The following is a 15358-nucleotide window of genomic DNA, read 5'->3' as shown; positions in this document are numbered from 1 at the left end:
GACGGGATTTTTGCAATTTTTTGTATTGGGAAATGTGCGTAAATACAGTAAAATGATTGTATACGATGCAAACATAAGGGGTTTTGGATATGGTCCATGTTACGCAACAATCATCATTGCGACAATGGTTAAAAAAATTAACGTATATTCATGAAGAATTTGCAAACCGAGGTGATGAAGCGAATGTGAAAAAAGCGCGCCAGCTGTTGCAAAAAGCGGCGAATGAAGAGTTTGCCATCGCTTTTTGCGGCCATTTTTCTGCTGGAAAATCAAGCATCATCAATGCATTGCTCGGCGAGCCTCTCCTGCCATCAAGTCCGATTCCGACGAGCGCGAACCTTGTAAAAGTGAAATCAGGACGAGAGTATGTTCGTGTGTTTTATAAACATGAGCCGCCCGTTGAATATGCAGCGCCGTATGACTATGAGCAAATTCGCGCACATTGCAAAAACGGAGATGCGATTGAAGCGATCGAAATTAGCCGATATACCTCGCTCATTCCAAAAGGAATTGTGATGATGGATACACCGGGAATTGATTCGACTGATGATGCGCATCGACTTGCAACGGAATCCGCGCTTCATTTAGCCGATGTCGTGTTTTATATGATGGATTATAATCATGTTCAGTCTGAACTTAATTTTCAATTCATAAAAGAGCTAACGAGTTATGGAAAAACGCTGTATCTTATTGTGAATCAGATTGATAAGCATCGCGATCAGGAACTGTCGTTTTTGCAGTTTCGGCAAACCGTTTATGACGCGTTTCGTGATTGGGGAGTGCCGGTTGAACGCATGTTCTTTACTTCTCTAAAGGAACAGAACCATCCGTATAATGAATTCAATGAACTCGTACAATGTTTACAAACGTTGTTTCATGAAAAAGAAGAACGGTTCATGTATGGTGTGGAGATTGCTGCGAAACGGCTTATTGATGATCACCTTGCATGGTTGCAACATCGCGATGCGGAAGCAGAAGAAGCAATTCACGTTCGCCTTGCTGAAAGCCAAAGCCATGAAACAGAAGAGAACGTTGTATGTGAACGCCTAGCCAACATGAAAAATGAGCTGCAGGCGCTTGAAGAGGCTTGTTCTGAAGCAGAAGCGCAATTTCGAAAAGAACTAGATGATATCCTTGAGCATGCCTATATCATGCCGTTTGAAACGCGCGAACTCGCCAAAGCATACTTAGAATCTATTCAATCTGATTTTAAGGTAGGTCTTTTCTTCACAAAATCAAAAACAGAACAAGAACGGACGAATCGATTGCGAGCTTTTTACGAAAATCTGAAAGAAAAAGCGATTTCGCAAATGGAGTGGCACCTTCGCGAACTGCTCGTGCGTTTTTTAAAGCAGCATGGTCTTGCTGATGCAAGGCTCATAGGCGAATGTCAACAATGGACAGTAGCGTGGAAGGAAGAAGTATTGCGTAACCTCGTTAAAAAAGGAGCAGGCCTAACAGGGGAGTATGTGTTGAACTATACCCATGATGTAGCAAATGAGTTGAAAAAGCGATACCGTGATGAAGCAATGCGCTTGTTTGCTATTTTATTGTCTAAATGGCAAGAGAAAACAAATGAACAACGTCAGCACTTATTAAGCGAAATCGAAAAAGAAACAGCGAAATATAAGCTTATTCAACAGTTGAATGCGCTCAAACAAAAACGAGAACAGATTTATGTGCAGCTGCTCCACGTTGTAGAGACAGACGAATCATTTCCGGAAATCGATGAGGAGCGCATAGCTGCGCTTATATCGGAAACGTTACCAGTGAAAATTGAGGAGAATGATCACAAACAGCCTCAAGTCCCTTCGCGTAACGAAAAAGCGGAAACAAAACATGAACGAGCGATCGGTCGCCATGAACAAACGGGACAAAAAGTACAACGGGCGATTGAACATTTACGGAAAGCGGCTCATTTTATCGACGGAATAGCGGGGATGAATCGTCTTGTTCATGAGTTAACAGAAAAAGCAAAACGATTAGAACATCGTACGTTTACAGTGGCGCTATTTGGAGCGTTTAGCGCAGGGAAATCGTCGTTTGCAAATGCCCTAATGGGAGAGCGAGTGCTGCCATCGTCACCGAATCCGACAACCGCAACGATTAATAAAATCGTTCCGCCGACTCATGAGTGTCCACACGGTACCGTGATCGTGCAGCTAAAAACATCACAACAATTGCTCAAAGATTTGCAAGCCTCGCTGCGCTATTTCCACATGAAAGCCGAAACGCTAGAAGAGGCGCTAGCGCTGAGTGAAAAAGCATTGCAAATTGAAAAGGTCGATGCTCGGGAAAAACCTCATTATTCGTTTATTCAATCTGTTGTTTCTGGCTATGTTCGCATGGAACAGCAGCTCGGTCGCACCTTACAGATTGATCTAGAACAGTTTGAACAATATGTTGCGGATGAGGCGACCGCTTGCTTTGTCGAATGGATTGAGCTCCATTATGACTGTGCTCTCACCCGGCAAGGAATCACCATTGTTGATACACCGGGGGCCGACTCCATTAACGCTCGCCATACGGGAGTCGCTTTTGAATATATCAAAAACGCTGACGCTGTTTTATTCGTAACGTATTATAATCATGCTTTTTCCAAAGCAGACCGTGAATTTCTTATCCAGCTTGGTCGTGTGAAAGATACGTTTACGATGGATAAAATGTTCTTTGTTGTCAATGCGGCTGATTTAGCCCATTCTCATGAAGAATTACAGACGGTTCTTGCATACATTGAAGATCAGCTTGCGCGTTTTGGTATTCGCTCTCCGCGGCTTTATGCTCTCTCAAGCCGCTTCGCTCTCGATGAGAAAACAGGGGCAAAAGCAGAAAGCGGATACGGTATTTTAACTGAATCGGGGATTCGCCAGTTTGAAGAAGATTTTACCCGTTTTATGATGGATGAATTAGCAGAAGTGGCGGTGGCAGGGGCGTACGCGGAAATGGAGCGCGCGAAAATGACGCTTCGGGACTATATCAAAGAAGCTGAACAGAGCAACGAGGAAAAAGCTGCAAAGCTCAAAACGTTAGCAAGCGCCCAAGCGATGATCCAACAGCTGTTACCTTCGCTCAGCATTGATCATGATCTTCAAGCTTTAAAGCAAGAAATTTCTGAGTTGGTGTATTATGTGAAGCAGCGCATTTCATTTCGTTTGAACGACTGGTTTAAAGAGGCATTCAATCCAGCTTCTTTGCGCGATGATGGCCGCGATGTAACTCAGGCGTTGCAAAATTGTTTACAAGAGTTGCTTCATTCCGTCGGCTTTGATTTAGCTCAGGAAATGCGAGCGACAAGTTTGCGGATTGAACGTTTTTTGATCTCTAAGGTAGAAGAGCACTTTGCTGAGCTTACCAATAGCATTTACCGCATTCATGAAGGCATCCCGCTTTCTAAAATGGAGCAAGAACCGTTTATGACAATGGAATTTGCGATAGGTTTGGAACATATTGATGCCACACGGTTTAAAAAAGCCTTATCGCTTTATAAAAACGCGAAATCGTTTTTTGAACGGGACGAAAAACGATTGATGAAGGAAGAAATAGAAAAACAATTGCAACAGCCGATCAACGAATATGTCGCGGAACATGAACAACGCCTCTTTGCGTTTTATAAAGAGGAATACGAGAAAGCTATTGCCCGTCTCTCTGCTTTCATCGAACAACAAGTCGACGATTACTTTGCCGGTCTTATGACGACGTTAACCGAGCGGGTCGATATGGAACGGTTGCGCGAGTGTGAAAATCAACTGGCTCATTTGTTAGGGGAGAGAGCATGAACGAGTACATTCACAAACGGATTACGACGCTACAGCAAGAACAAAACGTGCGCATTTTGTACGCTTGTGAAGCGGGAAGCCGAGCCTATGGAATCGCTGCTCCCGGAAGCGATTATGATGTTCGGCTTATTACGATAAAGCCCGTACGCTCGTATTTGTCCGTTTCGAGCGTACGCGAAACGTGGAGCGAATCGCTTCCGCCTGTCGAGTTGCATAGTTGGGATGTATTTAAAGCACTCAAACTGTTCACAAAATCGAATCCGTCGCTTTACGAGTGGTTTCTCTCTCCTATTATTTATAACAAAGACGATTTCTTTTATAATAAAATGAACGCGATGATACAGCGGTACTACTCGTTGCGGCGATTAGCGCATCATTATCATTCACTGGCAAAAAGAAATAGTAAGGAATTGGCAAGAAAAGAACAAGGGAGTAGGGCGTATATCAAAACGTATGTGCAAGCATTGCGCGGAGCATTAGCCGTCCGTTGGATCGTTCAAAATCGGACACTCCCCCCACTTCCGCTTCTACATTTAAGCGATGGGGATGAAACAATGAGCGAACTCGTCTGTTTGTTACAAAAAGCCAAACAAGGCGAGCGAATTGCTCTCCGCTTTTTTTCTGTCGATCGGTTATTACCGCTTATTAACATCGAGCCAACGATGATCGACTCATTGCCTTCCGGCGAAACGATCGACGCTCGTGTGCTTGATGAGTTCGTCTGGGCGTTATTAGGGGTATAAAAGGAGCGATAAGATGAGCCGTTTTCATGCTTGCGCTACATGTATTCATTACGGCATTCGCAAAAGCGACCAAGGTCTTTATACGTATTGCCAGCGGCTTGGTTATGAAACAAAACCGTATTACCAATTTCGCTGTTGGACGCCAAAGCCACACGTTCAAGCATTAATGGAAAAAGAGCAACAACGAAAGGAGAACCAAAATGAGTGAAGTTCATCAAGCGATTACCGCACATTCACAGAAACAACATGCGATCGTCAAGCAATTTTTACAGCTTGAGGCGAAACGAGAACAATATATTGACGAGGCAGTAGCGCTTTGCCAAAACGGGCAACCGTTTACGGTTGAAAAAATTAATGAAATAACCAAACAAATGAACGAGCTTGCCAAACAAGGCATCGTTCCACAGCGAAAATATGTCACCGTCGACATGGTTAAAGAATATGTCAAACGGCTAAAAAAGTGAGGGGAAACAAAATGAATTATATTGTCTCGCACGAATGGCTGGCTGAGCGCTTGCACGATGACAATGTGCGTATCATTGATTGCCGTTTTTACCTTGGGGATGCCTCCCGTGGAATTAACGAATACATCCGCGATCATATCCCGGGTGCCTTATACTTTGATTTAGAGAAGGATTTATCAGGGCCTGTTCAAGAACATGGGGGGCGGCATCCGCTCCCATCCATCGACGATCTTGTGACGAAACTATCGTCAGCCGGAATTGATGGAACGATGACCGTCGTTGCGTATGATGAACAAGATGGTGCCATGGCTGCTCGTTTTTGGTGGCTGCTTCGCTATCTTGGGCACGAGCGGGTATACGTATTAGACGGGGGCTATACAAGATGGAAAGAAGCAGGCTACCCAACAACATCAGACATCATCACAGTGAAAAAACGTTCCTTTCTTCCTGCCCTTCAACCATCTCTTTTGGCGACTGTAGACGACGTACGGCATGCAGTTCATGAATCCTCAGCTATTTTAATCGATTCGCGCGAACGAAAGCGTTATTCAGGCATCGAAGAACCGATTGACCGAATCGCTGGCCATATCCCGGGAGCACAAAACATCTTTTGGCGCGAAAGTGTCACGAGCGAGGGAAAGTGGAAACAACCGAGCGAACAAGAAAAACGGTTTGCTTCTTTCCGAAAGAAAGATCCGATCATTGTGTATTGCGGTTCAGGTGTAACAGCCTGCCCGAATGTTCTCGCCCTGTATGAAGCTGGATATACGAACGTGCGCTTATATGTCGGAAGCTGGAGTGATTGGATTTCTTATCCTGACAACCCTATCGCCACAGGAGAAAAATAACAGCATATTTTTTCGTGATTCACTGAGACTATCCATATACCCTTTTGTAAAGGAGTGAATCATGTGGGACGAACAAAGCTTGGAAATGCTAACGCACAACGCAACAATAACGCAAAACAAAAAAACGGTTTTAACAATGAATTCGCTTCATATGCTGAGGTTGAAGCGAAAAAAATGAAAAATGAACATAAAAATATTCGTTAACGAACAAAGGCTGGTCGTTTTGACAGCCTTTTCTCTTTTTTTCATGCTCTTTTTATGATTAAATAAAACATAGTGGGAGGGAAAAGGAAATGAAAAAACTAGTAGCGATCATATTGCTGCTTGGCCTCACTGGGTACGGAATTTGGCAGGCGCTCGCGGCAGGGCAAAGCAAGGAAGTAGGTCTTTCGGTTCGGAATACCGCACCCGATTTCGCTTTGAAAACCATCGACGGCCAATCGATTCACTTATCCGATTTTCGTGGCAAGCCGGTTATCGTTAACTTTTGGACAACTTGGTGTCCACCTTGTCGTGAAGAATTGCCAGCAATGCAGAAATTTTACCAAGAATACAAAAACGAGGTTCAATTGTTAGCCGTTCATTTAACATCGCAAGACGAACGTCAAAAAGTGGAACCTTTTATCCAAAAATATGGAATCACTTTTCCGGTTGTGCTTGACGAGAAAGGGAAAATATTGAAGTTATATAACATTCAAACGCTCCCAACATCTTATCTCATTGACTCTAATGGCGTCATTCGCAAAAAAATCGTCGGCCCGATGACATACAAACAAATGGTGGAAATTACAGCTAAACTCCGCTAACGAAAGCATCTGTCCTCATGGAAGATGCTTTTTTATTTTTTGAAAAGTTGTAATAAATTTTATCTATTTTGGTAATTACTAAAATTATAATAAGTAGAGAGGGAGGGAGCGAACATGAGAAAAATCCGGAAGTTTACATTTGAAGAACTCGTTATGGAAAACAAACGCCAATTATTAAATGATGAAAAAGCAATGGAAAAAATTGAACAGAAACTTGAAGAGCGTATTTTGGAAAAAGCAGAATAAGCCATGTATAGCATAAAACGAAGCGGATAGACTAGATGGTGAGGAGGCGAGGTACATGAGCAATCCGAAAGGAAGCCGTAAGCATTTCGTCCCGAACCATCTAGGCACCCAACCTCGTGCCGCTGGAGGAAATAAAGGGAAACAAATGCAAGATCAATCTGGACAACACGCCCAAGTCATTCAGACAAAGGGTGAGTAACTTTTTGTTAACATAATATAATTATTAGAAATTAAAAATAAGAAGTAAACATCGATTTTGAAGGAGGAACGACGATGGCTTACCAGCGACCGAATCCAGACGACCGTAGCGATAATGTCGAAAAATTACAAGACATGGTGCAAAATACGATCGAAAATATTGAGAAAGCACATGAAACGATGCAGTTTTCTTCACCGGAAGAACGTGAACAAATTGCTGCAAAAAACAAACGACGTGAAGAAGCCATCGATGCTATGCGTGCGGAAATTAAAGACGAAGCAGCGTCACGCGAAAACAGTTATCAATAACAAATTTGTGAAAGCCATAAAATATAGCATACCGGGGTTATCCTGTTTACAGGGTAACTCTTTTTTATTGTTGGCTTTCTGGATTAGTGTGATAAGATATAAAAGTGATACATTTGTATGGAAAAGTGAGGATAACGGAGGTGAACAATGATGAAAATTGCTGAAAAGCAAATCGAAGTCCGTTATGCAGAAACGGATCAAATGGGAGTAGTATATCATGCCAACTATCTTATTTGGATGGAAGTGGGGCGAACAGAGTTAATTAAACAGTTAGGATTTCATTATGCTGATATGGAAAAAGAAGGGATTATTTCTCCTGTGATTGACCTTCACGTTTCCTATAAAAAGCCGCTTCATTATGGGGAAACGGCCACCATTAAAACATGGATTGAGGCATATGACGGAATTCGTGTAACATATGGATACGAAATTTTTACTCCTAACGGCGAGCTTGCTGTAACTGGAAGATCGCAACATGTTTGTGTCAAGCGCGATTCATTTCGCCCAATTGTAATTCGCAAATATTTTCCAGATTGGCACGAAGCTTATGAACGGGCGAAAAAGTAAGGTGATACATATGGCATTTGGCATTCGCAAGCAGGAATTAGATGCATGGAAAGAGAAAGTACAAAATGGTGAAATTGCTTTTCTCACCCATTTTTGGTATGATCCCCGATTTCCCGAGTATACGACAGTGACGAAAGTGGGCTGTGGCGATGTAAACAAGCTGGCTGCATGGGGGATAAAATATGGATTACGAAAAGAATGGATCCATCAGCGCAATTCGTTTCCTCATTTTGATTTATTAGGGGAGAAACAAAAAAACATTTTACAACAAGAAGGACTAATCGACCATATTGAACGATTTCACTTACGGTAAACGAAGGGAAGAGGAAAATGAATGTAAAAGAAATGGCAAAAGGCACATTGCTGGAGGCGTTAGGTATTGAGATTACCGAATTAGCGGAAGGACACATTGTCGCGACAATGCCGGTCGACCATCGCACCCATCAACCATTCGGCTTGCTTCATGGCGGCGCTTCTGTGGCGTTAGCGGAAACGGTTGCAAGCATTGGTGCCTATGCACTTGTCAATCATGAAACGGAAAGTGTCGTTGGCCTTGAAATTAATGCGAATCACATTCGTGCTGTACGAAGCGGCATCGTCATCGCTACAGGAACGGTTCTTCACCGCGGCAAAACGACGATGGTATGGGACATTAAAATCGTTGACGAACAGCAAAGACTCGTCTGTGTTTCCCGCTGTACGATTGCCGTAATTAAAAAGAAAGCTAGCTCTTAAATCGGATGAGCTAGCTCCTTCTATGTTATTGGACTAAAAACACCGGTTCGTTTGCTTGTTCGTTAAAATCGACGATTAAATCGTGGTTGTCAAAATACCATATATCATTATCCTCGATAAAAAAGGTTACCCCATCCACCGTCGTTTGCGCCTTCGGATGAATAGGAGTTTCTTTCGTAATTCCGAGAGAAAAACCTTTTTGCACGGTGCCGCATCCGCCATAACGGGCAAAAAAGCGAACAAAATCACCTTCGTGCAAATCTAACTCTTCTTTGTACCACTCAAATGCTTTTGGTTTAATGACAATTTCCATTTGTATACCCTCCTTATCCCTTATTATAAGTTAATGAGCAGCAATATGTAAAAATATTCATGAACATCTCATGACATTTTTGACTAAATCATTCCATTTTTACATAAAGTAAAGATATGGACAACGAAAAGGGAGGGCGGCAATATGGACAAAAAGTCAACGTTTCGTTTAAGCTACGAATCCGATGGTGTGATGGGAAAGCGAGAGTCAAAACAGCCATCCGCAAAAAAAGAGAAAAAAAATCAACACGATTTTTTTAACACAACACAATCGAGTGAATAAAGTAGCCAGTAGGCTGCTTTTTCTTTTGAAAAACACTATACAAATCATCGTTTCGACGTTATTATTAATCGAGGATAGAAATTTTTGTGAAAGGAGTGACGTTTTCGTCTATGAGTAGTCGAAGTTCGGCTGAACCAGAACCGGAATATAGCGGGGAAGTCGCGTCTTCTTTTCCAATGAACGAGCTACTCATCATTCGAAAACGAGCTCCGTTCGGAAAGGAAGAATGACAAACTTCCTCGCGTCGAAAAGGAGGAAGTGTTCATATGATGAAAATGTATTTATCAAACGCAAATGGAAAAATCGAAGAAATTCATGAAGTAAAAAATGGGTGCTGGATTAATCTTGTCGCTCCGACGGAAGAAGAAATCCGGTATATTGCCAATCATCTCGATATTCCGATCGATTCTATCAAAGATGCACTGGATGATGAGGAACGGTCGCGTGTCGAAAAAGAAGACAATCATGTGTTAATTATCGTCGATATTCCGATTATCACTCATGATGAAGTCGATGGCCCGATTTATGAAACGATTCCGATCGGTATGATTATTACAAACACGTGCTTTATTACGGTTTGTCTTCAAGAAAACCCGATTTTTGAAGAATTTTCCAATAATAAAATTAAAAACTTCTACACGTTTATGAAAACGAGATTTGCGCTGCAAATGCTTTATATGATTTCGACGTATTATTTGCGCTATTTAAAACAAATTAACCGAAGAACAAGCGAAATCGAAAAAGAATTGCACCAGTCCATGAAAAATAAAGAATTGTTTTCGTTATTAAGCATGGAAAAAAGCTTAGTGTATTTTATGACTTCACTGAAGGCAAACAATATTGTGATGGAACGGCTTATGCGCCTCAATTATTTACGCATGTACGAAGATGATCAAGACTTGCTGCAGGATGTCATTATCGAAAATAAACAAGCGATTGAAATGGCCGAAGTCTATAGCAGCATTTTAAGCGGGATGATGGACGCATTTGCTTCTGTCATCTCGAATAACTTAAACATTGTTATGAAGTTTTTAACAGCAATTACAATCGTCATTTCCTTGCCGACAATGGTCGCTAGTTTTTACGGCATGAACGTGCCGATTCCTTACCAGCATTCTCCGTATGCATTTATGGTCGCGATGCTGCTTGCGGCTTTGCTTTCGAGTGTAACGGCATTTATCTTTTGGAAAAAGCGATATTTCTAGAGAAGAATTATGTTAAATGGGCTTCCCGCTATTTTCGGGACAGCCCATTATTTTTTACAGATGTCATTCCTCCGGAAAGAACGAACTTCATCGCTTCTTCCGGTTTCATATCAATGACCTCAACTTGTTGTTTCGGAACTAAAACGGTAATCCCAGCGACTTGGAACGTTTGCGGAATATAGACAGCGACGTGATCTTTAAACGGATGGAATAAGTTTTCGACTTCCTCCGATGTAATAAAGCCGATGCATTTCATTCCCGTATTTGGCAACTCCACGAGCACAACTTTAGAAAACGACCGTTTTTCTCCAACAAATGAGGCGACTGTATCTTTAATGACGGAATAGACAGTTTTCATAAGCGGAATGCTTTCCAACAGACGGTCAATCAGTTTAATCACACGTCCACTAATGTATTGCGTCGATAACCAGCCGAGAACGGTAATCAGAACAATCGTACATAAAATGCCGATTCCCGGTATGTACGCATCGTGAAGATACGGTTTGACATATCTTCCAAGCAATCCGTCAAAAAACGTAAATACTTTATAAAATACGTAGATGGCTAAAATAATCGGCACAATCGTTAGTACGCCGTTTAAAAAGTTTTTAACAAGGAACTTCATAATCTCACACCCTCTCTTTTTTGTACTCTACAAACTTATCAAGTTTTTTGATGAAACACAAGTTTGAAAACACGAACATTTTATGATGTTTTTTGTGTAAAAGTTCGTTTTTGGTATTGACGGGAGTTGTTATGCTTGGTATAGTTACAGATGGAAAACGATAAGGTAGGGGATGCATATATGAAAACACATTATGATGTCATTGTTGTCGGCGCAGGGCCGGCAGGAATTTTTACTTGTTATGAACTTACGTTAAAACTTCCAGGAGCTAACGTGTTACTAATTGATAAAGGACACGATATTTATAAACGAAATTGCCCGATTCTTCAGAAAAAGATCGAGAAATGCCCACCGCCAGCAGGAAAAAAAGATTATGCTGGCTGTGTACCGGCCTGTTCCATTACAAACGGTTTTGGAGGAGCAGGAGCGTATTCAGATGGAAAATTTAATATTACAAGCGAATTCGGCGGTTGGATGACCGATTATTTGCCAGCTTCTACCGTGATTGAACTCATCAAATATGTCGATTCAATTAACTTGAAGCATGGGGCGACCGAATCGATTACCGATCCGATGACGGAGAAAGTGAAAGAAATCGAGCGTCGTGCCTACGCCGCAGGACTTAAACTGTTGCGCGCCTATGTTCGCCATTTAGGAACAGAGCAAAACTTAGAAATTTTAAAAAGCATTTATGAATATTTACATAAACGGATTGACATGCGCTTTCAAACAGAGGTTGAAGATATTGTGACGGAAAAAGAGAATGATCGCCATCGCGTAATTGGTGTCATTCTAAAAAACGGTGCAGTCCTTACGGCTGATAAAGTCGTCATTGCTCCGGGAAGAGATGGCTCTGTATGGCTGACAAAAGTATTAAAAAAACGTCGTCTACGCATGATCAATAACCAAGTCGATATCGGCGTGCGCGTCGAAACATCGAACATTGTCATGGAAGAAATTAATGAACATTTGTATGAAGGAAAGTTTATTTTTAACACGTCGGTGGGCACCCAAGTGCGCACGTTTTGCAGCAACCCATCGGGACACGTTGTCGTCGAAAATCATTCTGGCATTATGCTTGCCAATGGTCATGCGTATAAAGATCCGAAGCTTGGCAGCAACAACACGAACTTTGCGCTATTAGTGTCGCATAAGTTCTCTGAGCCATTCGATAAACCTAATGAATACGCTCACGAACTCTCTCGCCTTGCCAACGCGCTATCTAACGGCGGAATCATTGTGCAAAAGTACGGTGATATTTTAAAAGGAAGACGTTCAACTGAGAAGAGAATTAAAGAAGGATTTATTGAACCGACATTGAAAGAGGCCGTTCCCGGCGATTTAGGTCTCGTTTTACCATACAATACAATGAAAAGCTTAATTGAAATGACCGAAGTGCTGAACCATGTTACTCCGGGGCTTGCTTCCGAGCATACGCTCTTTTATGGAGTCGAAGCGAAATTTTATTCCGCTCGCCCGAAGTTGAATGACCGTTTTGAAACAGAAATTTCCGGACTTTACGTCGGTGGAGACGGTGCGGGCATTACGCGCGGTCTTGCCCAAGCAGGCGCCTGTGGGGTATGGATTGCACGCGACATTGTCGAAAAATTAACGAAATAAAAGGATGGGAAGTCTGCTCATCCTTTTTATCTTTAGTAATAGTTAACTACATTTTTATTTTAGTTGACAATTTATCGCTCGTTGCCATACGATAAATGTAATCACATGGAAAGGGGAGAGGACATATGCAAAATTGGTTAGCATTAGCTGACCGTGTTCTTGCGGGAGAAGAAATCACGAACGAAGAAGCAGAAGCGATTTTAGACTGTCCGGATGAAGAACTGCTCGTGTTGCTACAAGGAGCATACAACATTCGCCGTGCCTATTTTGGCAACAAAGTAAAATTAAACATGATCATTAACGCGAAATCGGGGCTTTGTCCGGAAAACTGCGGATATTGTGCGCAATCATCCGTGTCCACAGCACCTGTTAAAACGTACAAAATGGTCGATAAAGAAACGCTCATTCGCGGAGCGGAAGAAGCGTCTCGCCTTCGCGTCGGAACATACTGTATTGTTGCAAGCGGCCGCGGTCCAAGCGAAAAAGAAATCGATACCGTCATTTCGGCCGTAAAAGAAATTAAAGAACGTTTCGGACTCAAAATTTGCGCGTGTTTGGGGATTTTAAAACCAGAACAGGCCGTGCGGTTAAAAGAAGCGGGTGTCGACCGTTATAACCACAACATTAACACGTCCAAAGAGCATCATCCGAACATCACGACATCACATACATATGACGATCGTGTCAAAACGGTGGAAACGGTCAAACAAGCTGGCATTTCTCCGTGTTCCGGCGTCATTATCGGCATGAAAGAAACAAAGCAAGATATTATTAATATGGCGCGCAGTTTAAAAGCGCTTGATGCCGATTCAATTCCTGTCAATTTTTTGCATGCGATCGACGGAACACCGCTTGCGGGCACAGACGAGCTTGATCCGCGTTACTGTTTGAAAGTGTTAGCGCTGTTTCGCTATATTAATCCGACAAAAGAAATTCGTATCTCTGGCGGACGTGAGGTTAATTTACGCTCCTTGCAACCGTTCGGATTATATGCGGCTAATTCGATTTTCGTTGGTGATTACTTAACAACGGAAGGTCAAGAAAAATCGGAAGACTATCGCATGTTAGAAGATCTTGGTTTTGAGATCGACTTCGCAGGAGAACAACAACCTGTTTGTTAATATTGGTTTAGAGGGCTGTCTCTCTCGTTGGAGACAGCTTTTTTCGTTCAATTATGAATGAAACAAAACAAGTAAACTACACTAAGAAAGAATAATACATACTAGGAGTTGAAACAATGGAACGAATATATGAATGCATTATTGTCGGCGGTGGTATTGCTGGATTGCAAGCAGCCATTCAGCTAGGACGTTATCGTCATCATGTTCTTGTGATTGACGCACACAACGGCCGCTCAAACCTTTGTCGCGCTTATCATAACTTGCTTGGCTGGCCAGATGGTGTAAGCGGCGAAACATTGCGCACGCTCGGAAGAAAACAGGCGGAACGATTGAATATTCAGTTTGCTGACGATGAAGTCATTGCCGCAAAAAAGAAAGAGAAGAAGTTTTTATTGTTCGGAAGAAGCGGACAAACGTACGAAGCAGAACGGATTTTATTGGCAACAGGAGTGAAAGACCGCATTCCGCCTATTGATAACCTCGTTCCGTGTTTAGGAACAAGCATTTACGTCTGTCCTGATTGTGATGGGTATGAAGTAACGAACAAAAAAGTCATTGTGTTAGGGGCAGGGACGGCAGGAGCGAATATGGCGAAGACGTTACTGTACTGGACCAATGATATTACGTATGTCAACCATGATGGAGAAGAACTTTCCCTTGACTTACAACAGCAGTTATCCCAACAAGGTATTCATTATGTGCGTGAACCGATTCAATCCGTTTTAGTGACAGAAGGGCCATTTTTTTGTGGTGTTCGTCTGCAAAATGGAACTGTACTTACCGGAGAACGGGGATTTATTGCGTTTGGAAATAATCAAGTTAACACGGAATTAGCAAAACAACTTGGGGTTGAGCGATTAGAAAACAAGCATATCCCAACAGACGCCCGAACGAAACAAACAAATGTAAAAAATATTTGGGCTGCTGGTGACATCGGCGTTCATTCTGAACAAGTAGCAATTGCGATGGGAGAAGGAGTGCAGGCGGCCATTTGGATTCATAAAAGCATTATGGCAGAGAAAAAAGCGACGTAAATCCGTCGCTTTTTGATGTTTTTCGTAAGAACTACTCCGGTGTTCAGCCGCTCGGAGGCAAATAACCTTTTTCAAGAACTTCTGGCAAATAGAGAACATTTGTCCATCGCGGGAGACAGGATGGTGACATTCCGCCGTTTGCCACAGGATGTGAAATTTTTTGGTAATAGGGGGTGCTTGAGCTTTTTTCGTTTTCAAATTGAAACTATTTGTCTATTTCGGTAATAAGGCTTGATTTCCCTTTCCCTATCGTCTAGCTCGGCTCCCGACACTTGTTAGTTAGAAAAATCATTTTCTGCTGTCAAAATGCAATCATTTTTCGTCGGAAGAATATGTTCTTTCATCCTTAGGAAGAGATTTCTTATTGTCCCTCGCTCTTTTGTGACAAATCATCTTTCATTTCCAAAGTGAAACAAAGCAGCGATTTCTTGCTTCAAGAGAATTTCCTTTGCAGCTAGACGTTCGG

20 protein-coding genes are annotated in these 15358 nt (G+C 42.3%); 18 read left to right on the top strand and 2 right to left on the bottom strand.

The window, feature by feature from the left end; all coding sequences use genetic code 11:
• Positions 1-89: 89 nt before the first annotated feature.
• From HNR31_RS11000 to HNR31_RS10940, 13 genes are all read left to right on the top strand, one after another.
• Positions 90-3776, top strand: coding sequence for a dynamin family protein (locus tag HNR31_RS11000; protein ID WP_181556281.1), 3687 nt, complete (start codon positions 90-92; stop codon positions 3774-3776).
• A complete protein-coding gene (locus tag HNR31_RS10995; protein ID WP_181556280.1) occupies positions 3773-4519 on the top strand; it encodes a nucleotidyltransferase domain-containing protein in 747 nt (248 codons plus the stop codon). The genes HNR31_RS11000 and HNR31_RS10995 overlap by 4 nt, the downstream gene beginning before the upstream one ends.
• Positions 4520-4532: 13 nt before the next feature.
• Entirely contained in the window at positions 4533-4727 is a 195-nt protein-coding gene (locus HNR31_RS10990; protein WP_181556279.1) for a hypothetical protein, read from the top strand.
• Positions 4720-4983, top strand: a complete 264-nt coding sequence (locus HNR31_RS10985; protein ID WP_181556278.1) for a YpbS family protein — start codon at positions 4720-4722, stop codon at positions 4981-4983. Before HNR31_RS10990 ends, HNR31_RS10985 begins: the two co-directional genes overlap by 8 nt.
• A gap of 11 nt (positions 4984-4994) precedes the next feature.
• On the top strand, positions 4995-5831 hold the full coding sequence (locus tag HNR31_RS10980; protein WP_181556277.1) for a sulfurtransferase: 837 nt from the start codon (positions 4995-4997) through the stop codon (positions 5829-5831).
• A gap of 63 nt (positions 5832-5894) precedes the next feature.
• On the top strand, positions 5895-6035 hold the full coding sequence (locus HNR31_RS10975; protein WP_015864064.1) for a hypothetical protein: 141 nt from the start codon (positions 5895-5897) through the stop codon (positions 6033-6035).
• Positions 6036-6124: 89 nt separating this feature from the next.
• Positions 6125-6637 (top strand): TlpA disulfide reductase family protein, encoded by a 513-nt coding sequence (locus HNR31_RS10970; protein ID WP_181556276.1) that lies wholly within the window; start codon positions 6125-6127, stop codon positions 6635-6637.
• Positions 6638-6751: 114 nt separating this feature from the next.
• On the top strand, positions 6752-6883 hold the full coding sequence (locus HNR31_RS10965) for an FbpB family small basic protein (RefSeq protein ID WP_181556275.1): 132 nt from the start codon (positions 6752-6754) through the stop codon (positions 6881-6883).
• A gap of 55 nt (positions 6884-6938) precedes the next feature.
• The gene (locus HNR31_RS10960; protein WP_017437393.1) at positions 6939-7082 is read left to right on the top strand and encodes an acid-soluble spore protein N; all 144 of its coding nucleotides are present in this window, start codon (positions 6939-6941) and stop codon (positions 7080-7082) included.
• A gap of 74 nt (positions 7083-7156) precedes the next feature.
• Entirely contained in the window at positions 7157-7390 is a 234-nt protein-coding gene (tlp, locus tag HNR31_RS10955; protein ID WP_181556274.1) for a small acid-soluble spore protein Tlp, read from the top strand.
• A gap of 150 nt (positions 7391-7540) precedes the next feature.
• A complete protein-coding gene (locus tag HNR31_RS10950; RefSeq protein ID WP_181556352.1) occupies positions 7541-7957 on the top strand; it encodes an acyl-CoA thioesterase in 417 nt (138 codons plus the stop codon).
• 10 nt (positions 7958-7967) lie between these two features.
• The gene (locus HNR31_RS10945; RefSeq protein WP_181556273.1) at positions 7968-8270 is read left to right on the top strand and encodes a hypothetical protein; all 303 of its coding nucleotides are present in this window, start codon (positions 7968-7970) and stop codon (positions 8268-8270) included.
• 17 nt (positions 8271-8287) lie between these two features.
• The gene (locus HNR31_RS10940; protein ID WP_181556272.1) at positions 8288-8692 is read left to right on the top strand and encodes a hotdog fold thioesterase; all 405 of its coding nucleotides are present in this window, start codon (positions 8288-8290) and stop codon (positions 8690-8692) included.
• A 25-nt stretch (positions 8693-8717) separates the two neighbouring features.
• On the opposite strand, the gene HNR31_RS10935 is transcribed toward HNR31_RS10940, so the two are convergent.
• Entirely contained in the window at positions 8718-9005 is a 288-nt protein-coding gene (locus tag HNR31_RS10935) for a HesB/YadR/YfhF family protein (protein ID WP_181556271.1), read from the bottom strand.
• A 144-nt stretch (positions 9006-9149) separates the two neighbouring features.
• On the opposite strand from HNR31_RS10935, the gene HNR31_RS10930 reads away from it, so the two are divergent.
• The gene (locus tag HNR31_RS10930) at positions 9150-9287 is read left to right on the top strand and encodes a hypothetical protein (RefSeq protein ID WP_181556270.1); all 138 of its coding nucleotides are present in this window, start codon (positions 9150-9152) and stop codon (positions 9285-9287) included.
• Between the two features lie 266 nt (positions 9288-9553).
• A complete protein-coding gene (locus HNR31_RS10925; protein ID WP_181556269.1) occupies positions 9554-10492 on the top strand; it encodes a magnesium transporter CorA family protein in 939 nt (312 codons plus the stop codon).
• A 28-nt stretch (positions 10493-10520) separates the two neighbouring features.
• On the opposite strand, the gene HNR31_RS10920 is transcribed toward HNR31_RS10925, so the two are convergent.
• Positions 10521-11117, bottom strand: a complete 597-nt coding sequence (locus HNR31_RS10920) for a DUF502 domain-containing protein (RefSeq protein ID WP_181556268.1) — start codon at positions 11115-11117, stop codon at positions 10521-10523.
• A gap of 180 nt (positions 11118-11297) precedes the next feature.
• Between HNR31_RS10920 and HNR31_RS10915 the strand changes: the two genes are divergently transcribed.
• From HNR31_RS10915 to HNR31_RS10905, 3 genes are all read left to right on the top strand, one after another.
• Positions 11298-12737: an NAD(P)/FAD-dependent oxidoreductase gene (locus tag HNR31_RS10915; protein ID WP_181556267.1), complete on the top strand. Its 1440-nt coding sequence runs from the start codon at positions 11298-11300 to the stop codon at positions 12735-12737.
• 125 nt (positions 12738-12862) lie between these two features.
• Entirely contained in the window at positions 12863-13858 is a 996-nt protein-coding gene (gene bioB / locus HNR31_RS10910) for a biotin synthase BioB (RefSeq protein WP_181556266.1), read from the top strand.
• A 125-nt stretch (positions 13859-13983) separates the two neighbouring features.
• A complete protein-coding gene (locus tag HNR31_RS10905; protein WP_181556351.1) occupies positions 13984-14892 on the top strand; it encodes an NAD(P)/FAD-dependent oxidoreductase in 909 nt (302 codons plus the stop codon).
• The last annotated feature ends 466 nt before the right edge of the window (positions 14893-15358 follow it).

The sequence above is a fragment of the Thermaerobacillus caldiproteolyticus genome (genome assembly GCF_013761245.1).
GTDB classification, from domain to species: domain Bacteria; phylum Bacillota; class Bacilli; order Bacillales; family Anoxybacillaceae; genus Thermaerobacillus; species Thermaerobacillus caldiproteolyticus.
Note: the sequence above shows the minus strand (reverse complement) of the source record. Positions and strands in the feature narration are given on the sequence as shown.